The organism is Candidatus Methylomirabilota bacterium (assembly GCA_036001065.1).
Lineage (GTDB): Bacteria > Methylomirabilota > Methylomirabilia > Rokubacteriales > CSP1-6 > MNEF01.
On sequence record DASYUQ010000033.1, the window covers coordinates 1 to 23,743 of the forward strand.

At 69.8% G+C, this 23,743-nt stretch carries 22 protein-coding genes; 14 read left to right on the forward strand and 8 right to left on the reverse strand.

The annotated features are described in order from the left end of the window. Positions 1-893, reverse strand: an 893-nt coding sequence (locus tag VGV13_02680; protein ID HEV8639983.1) for a DMT family transporter, incomplete at its 3' end; no start/stop codon positions are given. Positions 894-916: 23 nt separating this feature from the next. On the opposite strand from VGV13_02680, the gene VGV13_02685 reads away from it, so the two are divergent. After that, a complete protein-coding gene (locus VGV13_02685; protein HEV8639984.1) occupies positions 917-1,387 on the forward strand; it encodes an SRPBCC family protein in 471 nt (156 codons plus the stop codon). Between the two features lie 68 nt (positions 1,388-1,455). Beyond that, positions 1,456-2,379: a deoxyribonuclease IV gene (locus VGV13_02690; GenBank protein HEV8639985.1), complete on the forward strand. Its 924-nt coding sequence runs from the start codon at positions 1,456-1,458 to the stop codon at positions 2,377-2,379. Here the strand turns inward: VGV13_02690 and nth are convergent. Both nth and VGV13_02700 read right to left on the reverse strand, forming a co-directional pair. Further along, positions 2,279-2,920, reverse strand: coding sequence for an endonuclease III (nth, locus tag VGV13_02695; GenBank protein ID HEV8639986.1), 642 nt, complete (start codon positions 2,918-2,920; stop codon positions 2,279-2,281). The genes VGV13_02690 and nth overlap by 101 nt on opposite strands. 2 nt (positions 2,921-2,922) lie before the next feature. Then, positions 2,923-3,657: a tetratricopeptide repeat protein gene (locus VGV13_02700; protein HEV8639987.1), complete on the reverse strand. Its 735-nt coding sequence runs from the start codon at positions 3,655-3,657 to the stop codon at positions 2,923-2,925. A gap of 194 nt (positions 3,658-3,851) precedes the next feature. Between VGV13_02700 and VGV13_02705 the strand changes: the two genes are divergently transcribed. After that, a complete protein-coding gene (locus VGV13_02705) occupies positions 3,852-4,307 on the forward strand; it encodes a DUF4149 domain-containing protein (protein HEV8639988.1) in 456 nt (151 codons plus the stop codon). On the opposite strand, the gene VGV13_02710 is transcribed toward VGV13_02705, so the two are convergent. Further along, positions 4,279-4,650: a hypothetical protein gene (locus VGV13_02710; protein ID HEV8639989.1), complete on the reverse strand. Its 372-nt coding sequence runs from the start codon at positions 4,648-4,650 to the stop codon at positions 4,279-4,281. The two genes, VGV13_02705 and VGV13_02710, sit on opposite strands and share 29 nt — an antisense overlap. A 218-nt stretch (positions 4,651-4,868) precedes the next feature. On the opposite strand from VGV13_02710, the gene VGV13_02715 reads away from it, so the two are divergent. Beyond that, positions 4,869-5,540, forward strand: coding sequence for a hypothetical protein (locus VGV13_02715; protein ID HEV8639990.1), 672 nt, complete (start codon positions 4,869-4,871; stop codon positions 5,538-5,540). A gap of 108 nt (positions 5,541-5,648) precedes the next feature. Here the strand turns inward: VGV13_02715 and VGV13_02720 are convergent, their stop codons facing one another. Genes VGV13_02720 through VGV13_02735 form a run of 4 tightly spaced genes read right to left on the reverse strand, consistent with a single transcriptional unit; the run spans position 5,649 to position 10,643 of the window. Then, positions 5,649-6,881 (reverse strand): ABC transporter permease, encoded by a 1,233-nt coding sequence (locus VGV13_02720; protein HEV8639991.1) that lies wholly within the window; start codon positions 6,879-6,881, stop codon positions 5,649-5,651. Next, the gene (locus tag VGV13_02725) at positions 6,878-7,615 is read right to left on the reverse strand and encodes an ABC transporter ATP-binding protein (GenBank protein ID HEV8639992.1); all 738 of its coding nucleotides are present in this window, start codon (positions 7,613-7,615) and stop codon (positions 6,878-6,880) included. Before VGV13_02725 ends, VGV13_02720 begins: the two co-directional genes overlap by 4 nt. 1 nt (position 7,616) lies before the next feature. Beyond that, entirely contained in the window at positions 7,617-9,257 is a 1,641-nt protein-coding gene (locus tag VGV13_02730; GenBank protein ID HEV8639993.1) for an efflux RND transporter periplasmic adaptor subunit, read from the reverse strand. A 48-nt stretch (positions 9,258-9,305) separates the two neighbouring features. After that, complete coding sequence (locus tag VGV13_02735) at positions 9,306-10,643, reverse strand: TolC family protein (protein HEV8639994.1); 1,338 nt, start codon at positions 10,641-10,643, stop codon at positions 9,306-9,308. A 280-nt stretch (positions 10,644-10,923) separates the two neighbouring features. Here VGV13_02735 and VGV13_02740 point away from each other — a divergent pair, with 280 nt between their 5' ends. The 10 genes from VGV13_02740 (at position 10,924) to uvrB (ending at position 23,741) form a co-directional block, all read left to right on the forward strand. Next, entirely contained in the window at positions 10,924-14,895 is a 3,972-nt protein-coding gene (locus tag VGV13_02740) for a ribonucleotide reductase N-terminal alpha domain-containing protein (protein ID HEV8639995.1), read from the forward strand. A gap of 100 nt (positions 14,896-14,995) precedes the next feature. Then, a complete protein-coding gene (locus VGV13_02745; GenBank protein ID HEV8639996.1) occupies positions 14,996-15,289 on the forward strand; it encodes a hypothetical protein in 294 nt (97 codons plus the stop codon). Continuing rightward, on the forward strand, positions 15,214-16,806 hold the full coding sequence (locus VGV13_02750) for an MFS transporter (protein ID HEV8639997.1): 1,593 nt from the start codon (positions 15,214-15,216) through the stop codon (positions 16,804-16,806). The genes VGV13_02745 and VGV13_02750 overlap by 76 nt, the downstream gene beginning before the upstream one ends. A gap of 43 nt (positions 16,807-16,849) precedes the next feature. Next, on the forward strand, positions 16,850-17,284 hold the full coding sequence (locus VGV13_02755) for a CBS domain-containing protein (GenBank protein ID HEV8639998.1): 435 nt from the start codon (positions 16,850-16,852) through the stop codon (positions 17,282-17,284). After that, positions 17,281-18,684 (forward strand): FAD-dependent oxidoreductase, encoded by a 1,404-nt coding sequence (locus tag VGV13_02760; GenBank protein ID HEV8639999.1) that lies wholly within the window; start codon positions 17,281-17,283, stop codon positions 18,682-18,684. The genes VGV13_02755 and VGV13_02760 overlap by 4 nt, the downstream gene beginning before the upstream one ends. Before the next feature lie 87 nt (positions 18,685-18,771). Continuing rightward, entirely contained in the window at positions 18,772-19,170 is a 399-nt protein-coding gene (locus VGV13_02765) for a cytochrome c (protein ID HEV8640000.1), read from the forward strand. A gap of 91 nt (positions 19,171-19,261) precedes the next feature. Then, complete coding sequence (locus VGV13_02770; GenBank protein ID HEV8640001.1) at positions 19,262-20,200, forward strand: Ppx/GppA phosphatase family protein; 939 nt, start codon at positions 19,262-19,264, stop codon at positions 20,198-20,200. An 85-nt stretch (positions 20,201-20,285) separates the two neighbouring features. Continuing rightward, the gene (locus VGV13_02775; GenBank protein HEV8640002.1) at positions 20,286-21,158 is read left to right on the forward strand and encodes a proline dehydrogenase family protein; all 873 of its coding nucleotides are present in this window, start codon (positions 20,286-20,288) and stop codon (positions 21,156-21,158) included. Between the two features lie 52 nt (positions 21,159-21,210). Further along, complete coding sequence (locus VGV13_02780; GenBank protein ID HEV8640003.1) at positions 21,211-21,741, forward strand: HNH endonuclease; 531 nt, start codon at positions 21,211-21,213, stop codon at positions 21,739-21,741. Positions 21,742-21,758: 17 nt separating this feature from the next. After that, positions 21,759-23,741, forward strand: coding sequence for an excinuclease ABC subunit UvrB (uvrB, locus tag VGV13_02785; protein ID HEV8640004.1), 1,983 nt, complete (start codon positions 21,759-21,761; stop codon positions 23,739-23,741). Positions 23,742-23,743: the final 2 nt, after the last annotated feature.

Genomic DNA, 23,743 nt, shown 5'->3' on the forward strand with positions numbered 1-23,743 from the left:
GGGCGGCGGGTGGTGGTGAGGGCCACGCCGGCGAGGACCAGCGTGCCTCCCACGATCTGCCACAGGCCGACCCGCTCGGCGAGCAGCGCCGTGGCCAGTACCACGCCGACGACGGGCTGCAGGTTCATGAAGATCGCCGACCGGCTGGGTCCCACCACCTGCACCGCCTTGTACCACCAGACGTGAGCGACGGCGCCGAGCAGCCCCTGGTACAGCACCACCGACCACGCCAGGCCCGAGCCCAGGCGCGGAGGGGGGAAGAAGGGCGCGGTGGCGGCCATCGTCGGGATGATGAGGAGCGTGCCCAGCACGTATGCGGCCGTCGTCGCCAGCGCCGGCGAATAGGCGGTCAGGACGCGCTTGCCGTACACGGTGTAGGCGCTCCATCCGATCAGCGACGCGAGGTTGATGAAGTCCCCGGCCCGCAGCTCCTCGGGCCGGAGCGCCGTCAGCCGGCCGCTGGTGATGATCAGCAGCACGCCGAAGGCGGAGACCGCTACCCCGAGCCATTGGCCCGGCGCCAGCCGCTCGCCGAGGTACAGGCGCGCGGCGACGGCTACGATGACCGGCGTGGCGGCCTGCAGGATGACGGCGTTGGACGCGGTCGTGTAGTAGATCGCCAGGTAGCTGAACTGGGTCGAGCCCCAGATGCCGGCGATGGCCAGGATCATGAACGCGCCGACGGCGCCGGGCCCCAGTCCGCGGACGGCGTCGGCCCCCGCGCGCGCCAGCAGCACGAGCAGGAACGCCGAGGCGATCGTGCAGCGGACGGCGGCGAGGAAGAAGGGCGGGAAATCCTGGAGCGCGAGCTTCGCAGTCGCCGGATAGCTCCCCCAGAGCGTGACGATGAGGAGCAGCGCCAGATAGGCGCGCGTTTGACTGGGTCCGGACACCTGCCTATGATAGCGCGCGCGTCATGCCCGATTACATCCTCGAGTCGCGCGTGTGGCTGCCGAAGCCGCGCGCCGAGGTCTTCGCCTTCTTCGCCGAGCCCGCCAACCTCGCCCTGATCACGCCGTCCTGGCTCGGCTTCCGTCTCCTCACGCCGGGGACGGCGATGGCCCGCTGGGCCATCCTGGAGTACCGGATCCGCTGGCTCGGTCTGCCGCTCTCCTGGCGGGCGTTCGTCCGCGAGTACGACCCGCCCGCCCGCTTCGTGGACGTGCAGGTCCGCGGACCGTACGACCGCTGGGAGCATCGTCATCTTTTTCTCGAAGAGCGTGGCGGCACCGGGGTGGAGGATCGTGTGACGTACCGGCTGCCGCTGGGATCGCTGGGGCGCGCTGCCCACGGACTGGTGGTCAGTCGCCAGCTCGCGGCGATCTGGGCGTACCGGCGACGGAAGATCGGCGAGCTGGTGGCGCCCGCGCTGGACGCCGCCCCGTGACGAATCCTCGCGCTGGTTCGAGCGCCGGCCGTCGAGGCCCCGTCCGACGAGACGACCTGGGCGCGCACATGTCCATCGCCGGCGGCCTCTACCGCGCGCTGGAGCGCGGTCGCGAGGTCGGTTGCGGCACGGTGCAGATCTTCCTCAAGAACCAGCGCCAGTGGGCCGCCCCGCCGCTCAGGGACGAGGATGTGCGCGCCTTCGCGGCCGCCCGGCACCGGACCGGCATTCGTCCCGTCTTCGCCCACGGCAGCTACCTCATCAACCTGGCGGCGCCCGATCAGGCCCAGTGGGCGCAGGCGGTCGACGCCTTCGCCGACGAGCTGGAGCGAGGCGAGGCGCTGGGGCTCAGCTGCGTCGTCATCCACCCCGGCTCTCACATGGGGCGGGGGACTGCAGCCGGGCTGGCCCGCGTCGTCGCGGCCCTCGACGAGGTCACGCGCCGGACGGCGGGCTACCGCATCCGCATCGGGCTCGAGAACACGGCCGGCAGCGGCCACACGCTCGGGCGGACGTTCGCCGAGCTGGGCGCGCTGCTGGCGGGGGCCGCGCGGCCCGAGCGGCTCGGCATCTGCATCGACACCTGTCACCTCTTCGCCGCCGGCTACGACATCGGTCGAGACTCAGGCTACCAGGCAGCGATCACGGAGTGCGCCCGGACGGTCGGCCTGGACCGGATCCTCGCCTTCCACCTCAACGACGCGGGGGCTCCGCGCGGCTCCGGGCTCGACCGTCACCAGCACATCGGCGAGGGTTTTCTCGGCCGCGGCGCCTTCCGGCGGCTGCTCCAGGATCGGCGGTTCGCCCGGATTCCCAAGGTGCTGGAGACGCCCAAGGAGCCCGAGCCCCAGGCGGACCGCCGGAACCTCGCGCGGCTGCGCGCGCTCCGGGCTAGCGCGACGTCGTCACGCCCACCCGCCGGCAGAGGAGCCGCACCGGGCACAGCGAGCAGCGGGGGGAAATGGGCGTGCAGACGTTCTGGCCGAAGCTGACGAGCAGATCGTTGTAGCCGATCCAGTACCGGTGCGGGAGCTTCGCCCGCAGCGCCATCTCCGTCTTCTCGGGGGTCCGGGTCTTCACGTAGCCCAGCCGGTTCGAGATCCGATGGACGTGCGTGTCGACGCAGATCCCCGGTTTGCCGTAGCCCATGGTCACCACCAGGTTGGCGGTCTTCCGGCCCACCCCCTTGAGCGCCAGGAGCTCGTCGATCTCGTCGGGCACGCGCCCGCCGAAGCGCCCCAGGAGGTCGCGGCAGATCGCGCGGATGACGCGGGCCTTGGTGCGGTAGAAGCCGACGGGGTAGATGGCGCGCTCGATCCGCGCCGTCGTGAGACGGAGCATCGCCTCCGGGGTGTCGGCCAGGGCGAACAGCCGCTCGGCGGCGGGTCCCGTGGTCGTGTCCTGGGTGCGGAGCGACAGGATGCAGGCGATGAGGACGCGGAAGGGGTCGCGCGTCCGGTCGGCGACGAGGGCCAGCGCGGTCGGGTTCCAGCCGGGCTTGGTCCGCTCGAGCCGGCCGATGACCGCGCCGATCTTCACCGCGTGTCCTTGATGGACTCGAGGAGCGCGCGGGCGCGGGGCAGGTCCTTGACGGTCCAGTCGGCGATGCTGGTGGGCGCCTTCTCGCCGATCACCCGCTCGAGCTCTCGGCGCGCCTCCGCGTGGCGACCCGTCGCGATCAGGAGGCGGGCCAAGTCGTTTCGGATGACGGTGAACCTGGGATCGACAGCCAGCCCCTTGCGGTAGTGCTCCTCCGCCTTCTTGCGGTCTCCGCCGAAGAGCGCGGGCACCTCGAAGAAGACGTTGCCGGCCAGCGCGTGCCCCCGGACCGAGCGCGGGTTGAGGCCGAAGATGATGTCCAGCTCCTCCCGGAGCGTGGGCAGGAGGAAGAGCGACCGCATGACGCCCTTCGTCTGACCCCAGCGTCCGGTGTTGATCGCGTACCACACGTGGGCTTCCTCGCTCCGGGGCGCCAGCTCCACGGCCCGCTGGGCCAGCTCGCGGCCGCGGGCGTAGGCGGCCAGCTTGTCGTCGCCGGTCGTGGCCCGGATGTCGCCGTAGAGGAAGTAGATACGGGAGAGCAGGGTCAGCGTCTCGGCCCGCCGCTCGCGCCCGAGCGCCTCCTCCAGGAGATCGCGGGCGCGGTCGATGCCGGCGGGGTCTTCGTGGTAGCGCGCGATCAGCGCGCGCCCCCCCTCCAGCGGTGTCTCCGCCGCGGCCGGCGTGGCCAGACAGAGCGCGAGGCCGAGCCCCGCGAGACGCTTGGACATCGCCGCGCACTCTACCGCCCGCTCTCAGGGGTGTCAATCGAGAGCGGCGGCCCGAGTTGACACCCGCCCGCGCTTTGCCGATGCTCGGCTCGTGCTGGCGGGCGGCGATCGGTCCTGGGCGGTGAACATCCTACGGTCTCCCGTCGACCTCGCAGGAGCGCGGGAGTACCAGGGATCACGATGACCCTGGACTCATGAGAGCACTGGCGACGCTCGCCGTCGCCTGCGTGGCGGCGTGGCTGGGCGTCATGGCGTTCTTTTCCTTCGCCGCGGCGCCGCTCCTCTTCCGCACGATCGAGCGCGCGAGCGCGGGGCAGGTGATCGCCGCACTCCTGCCGCACTATTACCGCTGGGGCATCACGCTTTGCGTCCTGGCACTGGTGGCCCTGCTGCCGCTGGCCCTGGGGACGCGCGGCGGGCACCGCCGCCATCTGGCGGCGGCCGGGCTGGCCGGGGCCATGGTCGCGCTCCTCACCTGGGCGCTCACGGTGACGCTGCCGTCCGCCGAAGACGCCCGCCGCGCGGGGGACGCCGCGCGCTTCGCCGCCACGCACCGGAGCGCCGTGCTTCTCAATCTCCTGACGATGCTCTGCGGGGCGGGCCTCGTCGCGCTCGAGGCGTTCACCCGGTCCGCCCGGGGGCACGAATGAACGCCATCAGCGCGGCCAGACGATCCGGAACTGCCTCCGCCGGCTCGTGGGCCAGCGCCTCGCAGGCAGCGAGGGCGAGCCAGGCCAGCGTGTCCGTGGGGATGTCGCTGCGCGCCGCCCTCATCTTCGCCGCGCGCTCCAGCACATCGCCGAGCGCCAGGCGCACCTGCTCCCGCGCCCACCCCAGCGCCAGCGCGCGCCCCTTTTCGCCGCCGCGACGCGACCCGCGCGGAGATCGCGTCTCGCGCGGCGGCTCGACGTAGCTCAGACGCGCCAGCGCTTCGCCGAGCGCCTCACCGGGCGCGCGGCCTCCGCGCGCGAGCGCCGCCAACTCGCGCGCCACGCGGAGCAGCCGCGCCTCCTCCGGACCGGGTGGTCCGCTCGGTCGGGCCGCGGCGGCGCGGGATGGAGGCGACGCACGCCGGGCCTTCCCGCCGCGCTTTGAAGCCATGACCGCTCAACCATAGCAAGGGTCGACGCGCTCAGGTGGCAGTCGCCTTGCACCAGAAAGGAGCGTGGGGCCAAGCCCCCAACGTCAGAGTTACAACAAGGAGGAATCCGATGATTCGACGCATCAGCCTGACAGCGTGCGCGCTCGTTCTGGGGTTGACCCTGGCGGCGGGCGCCGACGAAGTCATCACCGGCACGGTTGTCCGCGTGGATGAGAACGCGGGAGTGATCGTGCTCGACGACGCGCGGATGTACCGGGTCGCCGATGGCGACGCCGTGCTGGTAGACATCCGAACGATGGAACTGCGGGAGATCAAGCCCGGAGCGAGAGTGGTCATCCGCTCCGGCCAGCCGGTCGAGTACCGCGACGGTCAGTACGTCGTGATCACCCAGCCGGGCCTGGCTCCGTCGACCACCGCGACCATCGTGACTCCGCCGCCGCCACCGGCGCCGATCGTCCTGACGGAGGGCGTCGTCACGGGGACGGTGTCGGGCGTGGACGCGCCGGCCAGCATGGTGGTTCTCAGCGACGGGCGCACGGTGCTGATCGGTCCGAAGACCGTCATCCTCGTCGATGGCCGGCCGGTCCATCTCACCGCGCTCGAGCCGGGCGCACGAGTGACCATCAGCGCGGCTAATCCGGTCGTCTACCGCAACGGCCGCTACGCCCTGCTCAACTCGGGCTTCAGGGATTCGGGGACCGGCAGCTCGCTGTCGTGGGACTCGAAGTGGGCCGGATACGAGGCGGACATCGATCACGGCGGTATGCAGATCCAGTCGTAGTCGATGATCGCGCGTCCGCCCCGATCGAGGCATGACGCGTGAGGGACGGGCCGGGGCAGGTTCTGCCGGCGAGTTGTTTTTCGAAGCCGGAGAGCCTGCTCCGGCCCGTTACTCGTATCGCAGCGCCTCGATCGGGTCGAGCCGCGCGGCTTTGCGCGCGGGATAGAAGCCGAAGAAGATTCCGATCGTGGCAGCGAACCCGAAGGCCAGCGCGATGGCCTCGGGAGCGACCAGGGTGCGCCAGTCGGCGAGGTAGCTGATGGCGCGGGAGCCGGCGAGCCCGAGCGCGATCCCGATCACGCCGCCGATCAGGGAGAGGGTGATGGCCTCGACCAGGAACTGCAGGAGGATGTCGCGCCCACGGGCGCCGACGGCCATGCGCAGGCCGATCTCCCGCGTCCGCTCCGTGACCGACACGAGCATGATGTTCATGATGCCGATGCCGCCGACCAGTAGGGACACCGAGGCGATGGCGGCCAGCAGGTACGTCATGACCTTGGACGACTCCTCCTGGGTCTGGAGCACGTCGGCCAAGTTGCGCAGCCAGAAGTCGTCGTCCTGGTAGGGTTGCAGGCGGTGGCGCTGGCGGAGCAGCGCGCGGATCTGCTCTTCCGCCTCGACCATGTCCTCGCCAGGTCGGATCTTCACCGAAATGGAGCCGACCGCGCGGGGATTGGACGCAGGGGCGCCCAGCACCTTCTTCTTGGAGGTCGAGATCGGGATGAGGATGACGTCGTCCTGGTCCTGGCCCCACGAGCTCTGGCCCTTGCGGCTGAGCACGCCGACCGCGGTGAACGGCACCTTCTTGATGCGGATGATCTGGCCGAGCGGATCGGCGTCGCCGAAGAGGTTGAGCGCCGTCGTCTGCCCGAGCAGGGCGACTTTCGTGGCGCCCTCGACGTCCTCGGGCAGGACCGCCCGTCCCAGGACGACCGGCCAGTCGCGCGCTTCGAAGTAATCGGCGGTGACGCCCTGGACGATCGTGGACCAGTTGAGGTTGCCGTAGACGACCTGTGCCGACCCCCGGGTCGACGGCGCCGCGACCTGCACGGCGGGCACCTCGCGGGCGATGGCGGCGGCGTCCTCCTCGGTGATGGTGAGCTGGCTGCCCTGGCCGAGCCGCAGACCGCCCGAGGTGACGCTGCCCGAGAGGACGATGATGAGGTTCGAACCCAGGCTCTGGATCTGCTCGGCCACGCGGGCCTGCGCGCCGGCGCCAACGCTGACCATGGCGATCACCGCGCCGACGCCGATGATGATGCCGAGCATGGTGAGCGCGCTCCTCAGCTTGTTCACACGGAGCGCGCGCAGCGCGATCCGGGCGGACTGCAGGACGTTCACGCCGGCACCTCCTCGGGCAGCGCCGCCAGCGCCGCCGCCGCGTCCCGCGGGACGGCGACGCGCTCGTCGCCAAGCAGCCGGCCGTCGCGGAAGGTGAGGACGCGGCTGGCGTACGTGGCGATGTCCCGCTCGTGGGTGACCAGCACGATCGTGATGCCGCTCCGGTTGAGCCGCTGGATCAGCGCCAGGATCTCGACGCTGGTGCGCGTGTCGAGGTTGCCGGTGGGCTCGTCGGCCAACAGGACGGCGGGCTCGTTGACGAGCGACCGGGCGATCGCCACCCGCTGTTGCTGGCCGCCGGAGAGCTGGCTGGGATGGTGCGTCGCCCGGTCGGCCAGTCCGACGGCCGCGAGCTTCTCGCGCGCTCGCTGGCGGCGGACGCGGGCCGGGAGCCCGGCGTAGAGGAGCGGCAGCTCGACGTTCTCGAGCGCGCTGGTGCGGGGAAGGAGGTTGAACTGCTGGAAGACGAACCCCACCTTGGCGTTGCGGATCGCCGCCAGATCGTCGCGGCCGAGCCCGCCGACGTCCACGCCGTCGAGCCAGTAGTGCCCGGCGGTGGGCGCGTCGAGGCAGCCCAGGATGTTCATGAAGGTGGATTTGCCCGAGCCCGACGGTCCCATGATGGCCACGAACTCGCCGGGCTCAACGGCCATGCTGACGCCGCGCAGGGCGTGGACCGTGTGCGGACCGAGTCGGTAGTCCTTGGTGAGGTGCTCGGTCGCGATCAGCGCCATGTCAGAGCCTGAGCCGCGGACTGCCGCCGCCGGGGCGGCTGGGCGTCCCCGAGCTGCCGACGGCGCCGACGATCACTTCCTGGCCCTCTTTGAGGTCGCCCCTCAGGACCTCGGTCGCGGTGCCGTCGGTGATGCCGAGCGTGAGGGCGACCGCCTTCGGCTTGCCGTCGGGGCCCGGAACGAAGGCCCGCCCGGCGAGCCCGCTGCGCCCGTCGCCCGCGAGCTGCTCGTAGCGCGCGCGCTGCTCCGGGGTGAGGATCTCGCCGATCCTGACCCGCGTGGCCTCGCGGATCTGCTGAGCGCGCGCCTGGCGCTCCTCGGCCCCGAGCGAAGCCCCCGAGAGGGCGGCCATCTGCTGGCGGCCATCCTGAAGGATGGCGTCGAGCTTGGTCTGCTGATCGGCCGTGAGGCCGAGCCCCTTGACGAGACGCTCGCGCATCTGCTCGCCCGACTGCGGCCCCCCGCCGCTTCCCCGCGGCGGGGCCCCGCCCCCCGGCGCCGGCAGCCCGCCGGCCTCCGTGCCCGCCGGCCGGAACCGCAGCGCGGCGTTCGGGACCTTGAGGACGTTCGGCTTCTCCGCCACGACCACCTTCACGTTGGCCGTCATGCCCGGCAGCAGTCGCCCCTCCGGATTGCCCACGGCGACGACCACGGTGTAGGTGACGACGTTCTGCACGATCTGCGCCGCCTTGCGGATCTGGACGACGCGTCCGCTGAAGGTGTCGCCGGGGAACGCATCGACCGTGAAGGTGGCCGGGCCATCCAGGTGAATCCGCCCGATGTCCGCTTCGTCGACGCTCGTCTCCACCTGCATCTTGGTGAGGTCCTGGGCGATCGTGAAGAGCACAGGCGCCTGCAGGCTGGCGGCGACCGTTTGCCCGACGTCGACCTGGCGCGAGACCACGACGCCGTCGACCGGGGCGCGGATCGTCGTATGGTCGAGGTCGACCTGGGCCTGGCGGAGCGCGGCCTCCTTCTGCTTGACCTGGGCGCGCGCCGACTCCAGCTGGGCGTCGGCGACGCGGAGCTGCGCCTGGGCGGAGCCGACGCCCGCGGCGGCGGACTGCTCCTTCGCGCGGGCGGCGTCCAGGGTGGCCTCGGCCGAGTCGTACGCCGCCTGGGCCGAGTCCAAATCGCTCCGGGCGATCAGCTCACGCCGGGACAGCTCGCCCTTGCGGCCGAGATCGCGCTTGGTGTCCACCACCGCGACCTGGGCCCGTGCTGTCTGCGCCCGGGCCTCGGCCTGGGCGGCGCGCGCGTTCTCGACGTCGGCCCGAGCCCGCTCGACCTGGGCCTGCTGGTTGACCACGGCCGCTCGGGCCGACTCCAACTCGGCGCGCGCCTGATTCACCTTGGCCTCGAACGTTTCGGGATCGATGCGCGCGATGACCTGACCCTTGCGGACGACGGAATTGAAGTCGACCAGAAGCTCCTTGATCTGGCCGGAGACCTGGCTGCCCACCTGCACGGTGATCACCGCGTTGAGGTTGCCGGTGGCGGACACCGCAGCGGTCAGGGGCCCGCGCTCGATGCGGGCCAGCCGGTACTGCTGGGCGCTGCCCCGGCTCTGGACGTAGAAGTATCCCCAGACGCCGGTGGCGACGACCAGCACGACGAGCCCGAGCCAGAGGAGACGCTTCATCAAATATAAGACGGCTGCAGCCGGGCCGTGTTTACTCCTACGTTCAGCTTACCGCCGTCCGCGGGCGCGATCGAGCCGGTAGAGCGCGATCCGGAAGTCGGCCAGGGCCTGCGTCTCGGTGTTCTGGGTCTGGGTCAGCGCGAGCTGGGCGTCGGTGAGCTCGAGGATGGTGCCCACGCCGGCATCGAACCGTCCCTGGGCCAGTCGGAAGTTCTCCTGGGCGGAGACCACCGCCGTCTGCGCGGCCTGGATCCGCTCCTGGGCCTCCTCCACCAAGATCTGCGCCTGCTCCAGCTCGCGCGAGAGGTCCAGCTCGGTGGCGCGCACCCGGGCGCGGGAGGCTTCGAGGTTGGCCTTGGCCTCACGGTACCGGGCGATGCGGCTCCCCCCGTCGAACAGCGACCAAGAGAGAGACAGCCCCAGCGTCCAGCTCTCGTTGAGGTCCGTCCGGGTGCCGCCGTAGGTGCCGCTGCCGCTGATGTCGGGGAAGAAGTTGCGGAAGGCCTGGCGCTCCGACGCCTCCGCCGCCTCCACCCGAAGCCTGGCCTGGCGGTACTCGGGTCGCTGGCGCAGCGCCTCGTCGCGGATCGCGATGCGGTCGAGCGTGACCAGCTCGTACACCAGGTTGTCCTGGACCTGCGTCGGCGTATCCACTTCGATGCCCATCGCCGTGTTCAGCGCCACCCGCGCCAAGCGCTCGGCGTTGCGGGCCCGGATGAGGTCGACGCGACTGTTAGCGACGTCCACCTCGGCGCGGGCCACGTCGGACTTGGGCCGGGTCCCGACCTCGAAGAAGCCCCGCGCCGATTTGAGGTTCAACTGGGCGCGGTCCACGGCCTGCTGGTTCACGCGGATGAGGCGCTGGGCGAAGAGTATGTTCGTGTACGCCTCCTTGACGGCCAGCGCGATGAGCTGACGCTGCAGCTCGATGTCCTCCAGCGCGACGGCGGCGAGCTTCTTGGCGGCCTCGGTCGCGGCCATGTTCTTTCCGAAGTCGAAGAGAAGCTGGGAGAGGGCAACCTGAGCCAGGAGGGTGTCGCTCATCTCACGGGAGACGAAGACCGGGGCGTTGAGTGTGGCCTGATTGTTGGAGAGAGTGACGCTCTGACTCTTCGTGGCGGTCACCGAGCCCGTGAGCTGGGGGAGCAGCGGCGCCAGCGCCTGGTCGACGCGGAAGCGGGCCGCCGCGTAGTCGAACAGGCGCGCCTGGATCTGGGGCTGGGACTCCAGCGCGATGGCCACCGCCTCGTCCAGCGTCAGCAACCGACCCGCGACCTGAGCCGGGGCGGGGGGACCGCCCGGCGTCTGCGCCTTCGCCGGAGCCGTCGGAGTGCAGAGCACGAGCGCGGCCCCGACCACGGCCGCGACGACGAAGGCCATCCTCATGCGGGCGCTCCTCCGACCGCGCTCGTGAACACGCGAGTCCGGGCGTGAGGATATCACGGCGGCCGCGGGCGTCTCCGGGGGGCGGGGCCCACCGGGGGACAGACAGTGGATGAGCTGTGGATGGTTGGTGGACACCTTTTTTCTTGACGGACGCTACATTCTGCGTGCTAGATTTCGGACACCACAAGATATAGTTATAGGAGGGGGTCTGCTCAGGGTCCGCCGGCAGGGTCAGCGGCGCGACCATTCCAGGGTGTTCGAGCGAAAGGAGGAAAGGAGCATGCTGTCGGAAAGCCGCCCGGCGAAGGTCGGCAAGTGGACGGAACCCGCTCTCCGCGTACTCCGCGAGCGCTACCTCACGCGCAGGGATGGGGAGGTGGTCGAGACCCCGGAGGAGATGTGCTGGCGGGTGGCCCAGTCCATTGCCGCCGGTGAGGCGCGCTACGGGCGCAGCCCGGCGGCCGTGCGGGAGATCGCCGAGGCCTTCTACGACATGATGGTGGACGGCTACTTCCTGCCGAACTCTCCCACGCTCATGAACGCCGGAAAGGGCAACGGCCTGCAGTACTCCGCGTGTTACGTGCTCCCGGTCGGCGACTCGATGGAGGAGATCTTCGACTCGGTGAAGGCGGCGGCGATCATCCACAAGTGCCTTGTCGCCGACACCTGGGTCATGAGCAATGGGCTGACCCGTCTAAGCGAGGTCCCAGACGGCGCCCTGGTCATGACCGACGAGGGTCCCTTCCATGTCAGCGCGTGGCACGACAACGGCGAGCAGCCCGTCTTCGAGGTCCGGACGAACCGGGGCTACCGGATCGTCGGGACCGCCGAACACCGGTTGCTGGTCGTCGCTGACGACGGTTCCTATGGCTGGCGGAAGATCGGCGAGCTCCGCGGAGGCGACTGGCTCGTCATGAAGCCAGGGCCCTGGATCTGCGGTGAGACGAAGCTCCCGGAGTTCGAATTCGCTCAGAAGCGGGGCGGAAACTGCACCAGCTTCAGAGCCACGGAATACCGCTTGCCCAGGGAGTTGACGCCCGCCCTGGCGGAACTCATCGGTCTCTACATCGGTGATGGCTCGAACCATCGCGACGGCATCCGCGTCACGGTCAGCCGGGAGTGTCCCGAGGTCGTCCGGAGGATCGAAGAGACCAGCTTCGCGCTGTTCGGCAAGCGGGCTTCGATCAGTTACGATGCCCGGAAGCACACGTTTGAAGTCGCAATCTTGAGTACCCAGATCAAGGCATGGTTCGACTTCCTTGGCGTGACGAAGGCCTCGGCCCGCGAGGCCCAGATCCCGCCGATCATCCTCCGGAGCACCGAAGAAGTGGCCTGTGCTTTCGTGCGTGGGCTCTTCACGGCCGACGGATGTGTCCGCAAGAACGGCCACATCACTCTGACGACGATCTCACCGCGACTGGCCGAAGACCTTCAGAGCCTGTTGCTGGCCCTCGGCGTGCCGACGCACCTGCGCAAAGACGTCTGGGCCTCGGGCTATGAGGTCTACCAGGTCTCCGTCTGCACCAAGGCAGGATTCCGGATGTTCCGGCGGAAGATCGGATTCATCGCTGGACGCAAAGCGGCACGCCTGGCGGCCGTCGATGAGGACGCGATCTTCGTGAAGGGTGAAACGATCCCGAATCAGCGGCGCAGACTCCGCACGTGGTATGACGGACTTCCGGCGGACCAGCGGCGGCAGGCAAAGAGGCTGTTCGACGACCTGCTCAATCGAGTCACAGCCCCCAGGGAACTGAGCCGGCAGCGGATTACGGCCGCCTTGAAGGGCTCGGGGCCATTCCCGTCGTTCTTCGAGGAGTTGGCGAAGGATGACTTCTTTTTCGTCCGCGTCACGGCGATCCGTCCGGCCGGCATTCGTCGCGTCTACGATCTGACCGTTCCCGAGAAGCACGCTTATATCGCAAACGGGTTTGCGGCGCACAATAGCGGGGGGGGCACGGGCTTTGCGTTCTCTCGCCTGCGCCCGAAAGACGACATCGTCACCTCCACCGGTGGACGGGCCTCCGGGCCGGTGTCCTTCCTCCGCGTGTTCAACGGCGCGACGGAGGCCGTGAAGCAGGGCGGCACCCGTCGCGGCGCTAACATGGGGATCCTGAGGGTCGATCACCCCGACATCCTCGAGTTCATCGAGTGCAAGCTGGACGGGGGCATCACCAACTTCAACATCTCCGTCGCCGCCACCAACGCCTTCATGGAGGCCCTGGAGAAGGGCGAGGACTACGACCTCATCAACCCGCGCAACGGCAAGCCGATCGGGCGCCTCTCGGCCCCGGAGGTGTTCCGGCGCGTCGTCGCGGCCGCCTGGCGCACGGGCGATCCGGGCATGGTCTTCATCGACCGGATCAACGCCAGCCCGGCGAACCCCACGCCCGAGATCGGGATGATCGAGGCGACCAATCCCTGCGTCACGGGCGACACGCGGGTGGCCACGCCCGAAGGGTGGCGTCGAGCCGACGCCGTTCGCGCGGGCGGCCTCATCCTCACCGTCGACGGTCCTCGGCCTGTCGAGCGCGTGGAGATCAATCCGAATACTCCGATCTTCCGGGTCGACTTCTCGGACGGCGGCGGCCTTCGGGTCACCGCCAGCCATCAATTCCACGTCTACCGGCAGGGCGCCGGGTTCCTCCCGACCCGCCTGGACCGGTGTCATGTCGGCGACGAGGTCCAGACGCTCCACGCCGGGGTGTTCGGGGCGGCCAAGATCCTGCGCATCGAAGCGGTCGGCGTCGCCACGACGTACGACCTCTACGAGCCGGAAACAGACACGTGGATCACCGAGGGGTACATCTCCCGGGGGTGCGGGGAGCAACCGCTCCTGCCGAACGAGGCCTGCAACCTCGGCTCGCTCAACGTGTCGAAGTTCGCGCGGCGGGGAGCCGATGGGGAGTGGTCCGTCGACTGGGAGGAGATGGAGCGCGTCATCCGGCTGGCCGTCCGGTTCCTCGACGACGTCATCGAGATGAACCCGTACCCGCTGCCCGCGATCGATGCCACCGTGAAGGCCAACCGCCGCATCGGCCTGGGTATCATGGGCTGGGCCGACCTGCTCTTCATCCTCGGCATCCCGTACGACAGCCAGGAGGCGATCAACCTCGCCGAGCGCCTGATGTCGTTCGTGAAGGACAAGGCCCACGACCAGTCCGCCAAGCTGGCCGAGGAGCGCGGGCCCTTCCCGAACTGGGGAGACTCTATCTACCGGAACGTGGGGCCTATGCGGAACTCGACGGTCACCACGATCGCCCCCACCGGGACGATCTCGATGATCGCCGGCTGCTCGTCGGGCATCGAGCCGATCTTCGCGCTGGCCTTCGAGCATCGCGTCAAGCAGCCGGACGGGGAGCGCGTGCTGACGTTCGTCAACGAGACCTTCGAGTGGCTGGCCAAGGAGCAGGGGATCTACTCCGATGCGCTCATGCAGGAGATCGCGCACCGGGGCTCGCTGCACGGCATCCCGGGGCTGCCGGAGGACGCGGCGCGCGTGTTCAAGACCTCGCACGAGATCGGCTACGAGTGGCACGTGCGCCATCAGGCGGCCTTCCAGCGCTACACCGACAACGGCGTCAGCAAGACCATCAACCTGCCCAACAACGCCACCGAGGAAGACGTCGCCAGTGCCTATCGTCTGGCCTGGCAGCTCGGCTGCCTGGGCATCACCGTCTTCCGCGACGGCTGCAAGGGCGAGCAGGTCCTGAACGTCGGCATCAAGAAGGACAAGGCGGTCGCCCCCGCGTCGGCGGGTCCGGTCGTCATCAAGCCGCGGCCACACAGCCTGAGCGGCACGACGTACCGCACCGAGACGCCGATCGGCACGGCGTTCATCACCGTCAACGAAACTCCCGACCGCGAGCCCTTCGAGGTCTTCGTCCAGGTAGGCAAAGCGGGCTCGGACACCATGGCGGTCGCCGAGGCTCTTGGACGGCTGATTTCGCTCGTTCTGAGGCTGCCTTCGCCGCTATCGGCTCAGCGACGGCTCGAAGAGGTCATCAGCCAGCTCAGCCGAATCGGAGGTGGCCAGCCGACTGGCTTCGGCCTTGCCAAGATCCTGTCGCTCCCCGATGCGATCGCCCGCACCCTGGCCGAGCACATCGGCCAGCTCAAGCCCGCCAACGACTTCGCGGCGGCCGCGACGGGCCGGAAGACCATCGGCGATCTCTGCAAGGAATGCGGCCAGGCGACCTTCATCTACGAGGAAGGTTGCAAGAAGTGCCTGTCGTGCGGGTTCAACGAGTGCTGAGGTGACCGGCTCGGGGGGACCGCCGTGGTCCCCCCGATTCGCCCCGCCGCCCGCGGGCGTCGGCCGGGGCCGCGATCGCGTCCGGTGCTACACTACCGTCATGTTTTCCGGTGGTTCGTACGACGAGGTCGCGCGCTGGCTCTGGAATTTCCTCACGTCGCACGCCAAGCGCGAGCATCCGCGCTTCGAGGTGCTGCTGGACGCCGGTGACGAGCGGGAAGGCAAGTCGTACGGCGCCCGGCTGCGCCTGGGCGATCGTCTGTCGCCGGTGTTCGAGTTCGATTTCAAGGAAGTCGCCGACAACCGTGGCGGCCTGGCGTGGTGCCGGGCCATGGCCGAGCTGACCCGCACGCGCGCGCGCGAGATGCTCGGAGGCGTCGGCCAGCCATCCTGACCCCGGCGCGCTGGATCCGCTCCGGCGACCTCAACGGCTTTCTCGGCCTCGCTCTCGACAACACGACGAACCTCGTCATCCTGGCGAGCCTGCTGATCGGCGTCTTCCAGTTCCCCAGCGATCTCGTCCTCTACCGCATGGTGCCCGGCACGGCGCTGGGCGTCCTGCTCGGGGACCTGGCCTACACCTGGTTCGCCGTCCGCCTCGCGCAGCGCTCCGGGCGCGACGACGTCACCGCGATGCCGTTCGGCATCGACACCCCCACGCTCTTCGCGATGGTCTTCGGCGTGCTGGGGCCGGTGAAGCTCGCCACCGGCGATCCGTACCTGGCCTGGAAGGTCGGGATGGGGATCACCATCGCGATCGGCGCCGCTAAGACCGCGCTGGCGTTCGCGGGGGACTGGACGCGGCGAATCGTGCCGCGGGCGGCGTTGCTCGGCTCGATCGCCGGCGTCGCGGTGCTGCTCATCGCCTTCCTGCCCGCGCTGAAGATCTTTCGCGATCCGTTGGTCGGCCTCGTGGCCCTGGTGGTCCTGCTGCTGGCGCTCCTGGGCGGCGTCAGGATGCCGCTCGGCATGCCCGGCGCGCTGGCCGCTGTCCTCGCGGGGACCGGCATCTTCTGGCTGCGGGCGGCCCTGGGAGGCCCCGGCCCCGAGCACGCTCTGCCGACCACGGCGCTTCGCCTGGCGATTCCCTGGCCGACGCTGGCGTGGCTCGACGCGCTTCCCCAGATGCTGCCCTACCTCAGCATCGCGCTGCCCTTCGCGCTGGTGACGGTCATCGGAGGCATCGACAACACGGAATCCGCCGCGGCGGCCGGGGACGAGTACCGGACGCGCGACATCCTGCTCACCGAGGCCCTGGCCACCATCGCCGCCGGCGTCTGCGGGGGCGTCATCCAGAACACGCCCTACATCGGTCATCCTGCCTACAAGGCCATGGGCGCCCGCGGGGGCTACACGCTCGCCACCGGGCTCGTCATCGGCGTGGGGGCGGCGCTGGGCGCGCTCGGGTTCATCGTCCCGCTGCTCCCGGAGGCGGCGGTGGCGCCGATCCTCATCTTCATCGGCCTCGAGATCACGGCGCAGGCGTTCCTCGCCTCGCCGGATCGCCACGGGGCCGCGGTCGCGCTGACCTTCCTTCCCGTCGCCGCCGCCGTCGTGCTCATTCAGTCGGCAAGCTTGATCGGCGCGCTGGGCAAGACGCCGGTCGACCTCAGCGGCGAGGCCGGGGCCACCTGGCAGGCCCTACTGGTCCTGGGCAACGGGTTCATCCTGACGGCGCTGGTCTGGGGCTGGGCGCTGGTGTCGATTCTCGACCGACGCCACGCCATGGCGGCCCTGCTCTTCGCGGCGGCCAGCCTGGCCACGATCTGCGGCGTCATCCACTCGCCACTCCCCAGCGGCGCGGTGTTCTGGCCGTGGGCCGCCCCGGCGCCGGTGACGGGCCAGGTGGCGGGCGCCTACGGCGTCGCCGCGGCCCTCAGCTGGCTGGCGGCGGCCAGGCATCATCGGTAAGATCGAGGCGACCGGCCCCACACCGGAGTCAAGGAGGAGGCGCATGAACATCGCAACCGTGCTCGCCAGCAAGGGTGTCAAGGTCGTCACCGTCCAGCCTGAGCAGACGATCCGCGAGGCGCTGGCGCTTCTCGCCGAGCACAACATCGGCGCGCTCGTCGTCGTGGACGAGACACAGAAACCGGTGGGCATCGTTTCCGAGCGCGACATCGTGCGGGCCCTGGCGAAAACCGAGGCGGTCTTCCAGTGGTCGATCAGCCGGATCATGACCAAGGAGGTCATCATCGGGTCGCCCCAGGACGACCTGGCCGCCGCAGGGCACACGATGACCGAAAGGCGCATCCGCCACTTGCCCGTGATGGAACGCGGCAAGCTCGTGGGGATCGTGTCGATCGGCGACATCCTGAAGGTGCAGCGCGATCAGTACCAGGGGGAAGTCGACACCCTGCAGCTCCAGCTCCTCAAGGATCAGGCGTGAGGGCACGCCTGGGGACGGCGGATCGGCCCCTGCGCGTCGCCATCGTCGGAGCCGGACCCGCCGGGTACTACGCCGCCGATCATCTCCTCCGCCAGGAGGGACTGGTGATCGAGGTCGATCTGTTCGACCGCCTGCCGACGCCCTACGGCCTGGTGCGCCTGGGAGTGGCGCCCGACCACCAGAAGATCAAGAGCGTGACGGCCGTCTTCGACAAGGTCGCCGCCAACCCGCGGTTCAGGTTTTACGGGGGCGTGGAGCTCGGGCGGGACCTCACGGTCGATGACTTGCGCCGGCACTACCACCAGATCCTCTACTCCACGGGCGCCCAGACTGACCGGCGGATGGGCATCCCGGGTGAGGACCTGCGCGGCAGCTATCCCGCGACCGAGTTCGTCGCCTGGTACAACGGCCACCCCGATTACCGCGACTGCCAGTTCGACCTCTCCCACGCGCGCGCGGCGATCGTCGGCGTCGGCAACGTCGCGGTGGACGTCGCGCGGATTCTCTGCCGCACGCCGGAGGAGCTGGCCAAGACCGACATCGCCGACCACGCGCTGGAGGCGCTCAGGCAGAGCCGCCTCAAGGAGGTCTACCTGCTCGGTCGCCGCGGCCCCGCGCAGGCGGCCTTCACGAACCCGGAGATCAAGGAGCTCAGCGAGCTGCCCGGCGCCGACCTCATCGTACTGCCGGAGGAGGCCGAGCTCGACGTGCTGAGCCGCGCGGCCCTCGAGCGCAGCCAGGACCGGGCGACAATGAAGAAGGTGGAGATCCTCCAGGAGGCGGCGCGGCGCACGCCGACCGGCAAGCCCCGCCGCCTGATCCTGCGCTTCCTGGTGTCGCCGGTCGAGGTGATGGGCGACGAAGCCGGGCAGGTGGTGGAACTGCGCCTCGTTCGCAACCAGCTCTACGCCACCGAGACGGGGACCCTCCAGGCGAAACCCACCAACGAGTTCGAAGAGCTGCAGGTCGGCCTCGTCTTCCGCTCCGTCGGCTACAAGGGCGTGCCGCTCTCGGAGGTGCCGTTCAACGAGAGTTGGGGCGTGATCCTCAACGAAAAGGGACGCGTGCTCGACCCGGCCACGCGGCAGCCGCGGGTGGGCGAGTACACGGCGGGCTGGATCAAGCGCGGGCCCACGGGCGTCATCGGCACCAACAAGCCCGACGCGGCGGAGACCGTCGCCTGCATGATCGAAGACGCGGCCCAGGGCCAGGTGCTCCAGCCCGCCGAGCCCGATGCCGCAGCCGCCCAGCGGGTCGTCCGCGAGCGCCAGCCCCACATCGTCTCCTACGCCGACTGGCAGAAGCTGGACGCGCTGGAAGTCGCCCGGGGGCGGGCCGGGGGCCGGCCACGGGTCAAGTTCACGCGGGTCAAGGAGATGATGGCCGCGCTCGGGCGTTGAACACCGCCTTGACCCCCTCCGTCCGACGAGTGTCTAATGGGCCGGTACGATTGTGAACGTCATCACGATCCGATCGGAGGAGGCATCATGAGCAGGTCCCGGAAATCACTGGCGGTCGCTCTGGCGGCCACGCTCGTCGCCGCCGCGAGCGCAGCCATCGTCTCGGCGCAGGGCGAATGGAAGGCTCCCGCCGAGGCCAAGAACGTCAAGAACCCCGTGAAGGGCGCCGGTAACGCCAAGAAGTCCGTCGAGACCAACTGCATCTCGTGCCATGGTGCCTCGGGCAAGGGCGACGGCCCCGCGGCCGTCGCGCTGCCTCCGCCCAAGCCGGCCGACTGGACCTCGGCGCGGGTCCAGAGCCAGACGGAGGGCGAGCTCTTTTGGAAGATTTCCAACGGGCGCGGCGCGATGCCCCCCTGGAAACACCTGCCGGAGAAGGAGCGCTGGGAGATCGTCAATTACATCCGCACACTGAAGGGCAAGTAGTCAGCCCGACGCCCGCATCGACCCGCCCCATCGGCGGCGGCTCCCCGTGCCCGTCGCCGGCGGGGCGTCCGTGTCTCCACCCTCGCCGGCCATGACGCCGCGGCGACTGGCCAGCATCGACCTGGGCACCAACACCGTACGGCTGCTGGTCGTCGAGGTGGACGCGACGGGGCCGTGGCGCGTCATCGACCAGGACCAGCGCATCACCCGTCTGGGCGAGGGGCTGGCCGCCCGCGGCCGCCTGGGCGAGACGCCGATGGCCAGAACGGGCGCGGTCGTCGCCGAGTACGTCGACCGCGCGGTCCGCGCCGGCGCCAGCGAGACGCACATCATCGCCACCAGCGCCGTGCGCGAGGCGGCCAACGGCCAGGAGTTCGCGGCGGCGGTCCAGCGTACGACCGGCCGGCCGGTGCAGGTGGTCAGCGGCCAGGACGAGGCCCGCCTCACGATCCGTGGCATTCTCAAAGGGCTGCGCTCGAGCGCGGGCCCGTTGCTCGCCTTCGACATCGGCGGAGGGAGCACGGAGTTCGTCCTGGCGCGCGATGGCCAGGTGGCGGCCGCGGTCAGCCTGAAGCTCGGCGTCGTCCCGCTGGCCGAACGCTATCCGTTCCCGAACCGCGTGGACCGGGACCGCTACCGCGAGATGGAGGACGAGATTCGCCGTCAGCTCCTGGCCGAGCTGCCGCCGCCCATCCGCGCGCCCGGCGTGGGCCATGTGGTCGGCACCGCCGGGACCGTGACGACGCTGGGCGCCCTCGATCAGGGCCTCACCGAGTACGACGCGGAGCGCGTGCACGGCCACCGGCTGAGCCGGGGAGCTGTCGAGCGCCTGCGCGATCGGCTCGGGAGCCTCAGCCTGGCCGACCGAGCGGCGCTTCCGTGCCTCGAGCCCGGGCGCGCCGACCTCATCATTCCCGGCGTGGCCATCGTGCTGGCCACGCTGGAGGCCACCGGCGTCCCCGCCCTCGTCGTCAGCGACTGGGGGTTGCGGGAGGGTATCATGGCGGAAGCGATCGAAGCATGGCGATGATCGACCTCGTGCCTTCGCCCCCCGACGTATGATCCTGCGCGCGTTGCTCCTCGCGCTGTCGACGCGACCCCGGATCGGCGAGTGGATGAATCGACTGCCGGTCACGCGACGCTTCGTACGTCGCTTCGTGGCGGGTACGTCCGCCGACGACGCGCTGGCCGTCATCGCCGACCTCAACGCCCGCGGCCTGCAGGGGGCGGTCACCTACCTCGGCGAAAATGTCCGCACGCCGGCCGAGGCCGAGCACGCCACCGAGGTCTACTTACAATTCCTCGACGAGATCAAGCGACGGAACCTCCTCGCGCTGCCGTCGCTCAAGCTCACCCATCTCGGTCTCGACCTCGGCGAGCCGGTGTGCCGGGCCAACCTGACCCGGGTGCTCGAGCGGGGGCGGGCGACGGGGACGCGGGTGTGGATCGACATGGAGTCGTCGGCCTACACCGAGCGCACGCTGGCTCTCTACGCCCGGCTCCGCCCGACCTATGCGAACTGCGCGTGCGTGGTGCAGGCCTATCTGCGGCGCACGCCCGCCGACGTCGAGCGACTCGTCGAGCTCGGCGCCACCGTCAGACTCTGCAAGGGCGCCTATCGCGAGCCGCGCGAGATCGCGTACCCCGACAAGCGCGATGTCGATCAAGCCTACGCGCGACTGATCGACCGGCTGCTGGCCCCCGACGCGCTGGGCCGGGGCGTCTATCCGGGCTTCGCGACGCACGACGAACGCCTGATCGCGGGCGTCCGCGACCGGGTCGCCGAGCGGCGCATCGGACCGGATCGCTTCGAGATCCAGATGCTCTACGGGATCCGTCCCGACCTCGGCGCCGCGCTGCGGGCCCAGGGGCTGGCCGTGCGAGTGCTGGTGCCGTTCGGTGAGGACTGGTACGGCTACTTCATGCGCCGACTGGCGGAGCGTCCGGCCAATCTACTATTCCTGCTGCGCAATCTCGGGCGGGGCTGAGGGGCGCCCATTTGACACCTGTCGAGCCGCCGTCTATGCTTGACGCACGATCATGGATGAAATCGCGGTCCTGGTGCTGAACTACACCTACGAGCCGCTGCATTTCACCAACGCCCGCCGCGCCATCACGCTGCTCCTGGCCGGCAAGGCCGAAGCCGTGGAGGCGTCCCCTCGTGTCGTCCGCTCGCCGTCGGTGGCCTTTGCGCTGCCCGCGGTGATCCGTCTCGCCATCTACATCCGCAAGCCGTTCCTCGACCGGGTAGCGTTCAACAAGAAGAACATCCTCCGGCGGGACGGCTACACGTGCCAGTACTGCAACCGGCGGGGCGAGCGGCTGACCGTGGACCATGTCTTTCCGCGCTCGCGCGGCGGCGAGACGACGTGGACCAACGTGGTGGCCGCCTGCCTGCGCTGCAATCTCAAGAAAGGCAACCGCCTGCTCGAAGAGGCCGGCCTGCGCCTGCTGCGCGAGCCGGTGCACCCGAAGTTCGTCTTCTCGACGCACCTGCTCAAGCATCCCCACGCCCACTCGCTGCTGGACTCCTGGCGCAAGTACCTGATCGCCGTCCCGGCGCCGTCCTAAGCGCCCGCCCGCGGGCAGTGTTCCGGCTAACGTCAGAGTACCCGCCTCGCGGCGATCAGCCGCGGGCCATCGCGCGCCTCATCGAGATGATCCGCGCCCGACGCCGCCACGTCGTCCTGCGGGGCGTGACGGGTTCCGGAAAGACCTACACCATGGCCAACGTCATCGCGGAGGTGGGGCGACCGACGCTGGTGATCTCGCCGAACAAGACGCTGGCCGCCCAGCTCTTCAGCGAGTTCAAGGCCTTCTTCCCCGACAACGCGGTCGAGTACTTCGTATCGTACTACGACTACTATCAGCCCGAGGCCTACATTCCCCAGAGCGACACCTACATCGAGAAGGACGCCCTCATCAACGACGAGATCGACCGGATGCGCCACTCGGCGACGCGGTCCCTCATGGAGCGCCGGGACGTGATCGTGGTGGCGTCGGTGTCGTGTATCTACGGCATCGGCGCGCCCGAGACCTACCAGGAGATGCATCTGGCGCTGGGCCAGGGTGAGCGGATCGACCGCGACGAGATCATCCGGCGGCTCGTCAGCGTCCAGTACGAGCGCAACGACTACGACTTCCACCGGGGCACCTTCCGCGTGCGGGGCGACATCGTCGAGGTGTTTCCCGCCAATGAGGAGACCTTCGCCCTCCGCATCGAGCTGTTCGGCGACGTCGTGGACGCCCTCCATCGCATCGATCCGCTCCGGGGGGCGGTGCTGGAGCGGCTGCCGGCCGTTGGCATCTATCCGGCCAGCCACTACGTGACTCCGGCGGCCCAGCTCGAGCGCGCGCTGGGGACCATCCACGAGGAGCTGCAGGAGCGCCTGGCCTTCCTGCGGACACGCAACCGACTGCTGGAGGCGCAGCGTCTGGAGCAGCGCACGCTCTTCGACATCGAGATGCTGCGGGAGCTGGGGTACTGCCACGGCATCGAGAACTACTCGCGCCACCTGACCGGACGACGCCCCGGCGAGCCGCCGCCCGTGCTGATCGAGTATCTGCCCTCCGACGCCCTCATCATCGTCGACGAAAGCCACGTGGCCGTCCCTCAGCTCCGGGGGATGTACTACGGCGATCGCTCCCGCAAGGAGGCGCTGGTCGAGTACGGGTTCCGCCTGCCGTCGGCGTTCGACAACCGGCCCCTGACCTTCGAGGAGTTCACGCGCCTGACCGGCCAGACGGTGTATGTCTCGGCGACGCCCGGGGCCTACGAGCTGGAGATGGCAGGGGACGCCGTGGCCGAGCAGGTCATCCGCCCCACCGGGCTCATGGACCCCAAGATCACGGTGCGCCCGGCCCGCGATCAGGTCGACGACCTCCTGCACGAGATCCGGGCCCACGCCGAGCGGAACGAGCGCGTGCTGGTCACCACGCTGACCAAGCGCATGGCCGAGGACCTCACCGAGTACTACCTGCAGGCGGGGCTGCGCGTCCGGTACTTGCACTCCGACATCGACACGCTCGATCGGGTGGCGGTGATCCGCGACCTCCGGCTCGGGAAGTTCGACGCCCTCATCGGCATCAACCTGCTGCGCGAGGGGCTCGACATCCCCGAGGTCTCGCTGGTGGCCATCCTCGATGCCGACAAGGAGGGCTACCTCCGGTCGAAGACCTCGCTGATCCAGACGGCCGGGCGGACGGCCCGGAACGTCAACGGCGAGGTGATCATGTACGCCGATCAGGTGACCGACTCCATGGCGGCCACGATCCGGGAGACGGAGCGGCGGCGGCAACTCCAGGCGGCCTACAATGTCGAGCACGGCATCACCCCGGAGTCTATCCGCTCCTCGATACGGGAGCTGCTGCAGACGGTCTACGAGCGCGACTACTACACGGTCGAGGTGGAAGCGCCCGCCCAGGAGAGGTTCGAGTCGCCGGCCGCGCTCGAGCGGCGTATCGTCGAGCTGGAGACGCGGATGAAGGAGGCGGCGCGCCGGCTCGACTTCGAGCAGGCCACCGAGCTGCGCGACCGCGTCCGGGCCCTGAGGAAGCTGCAGACGGTCTGAGG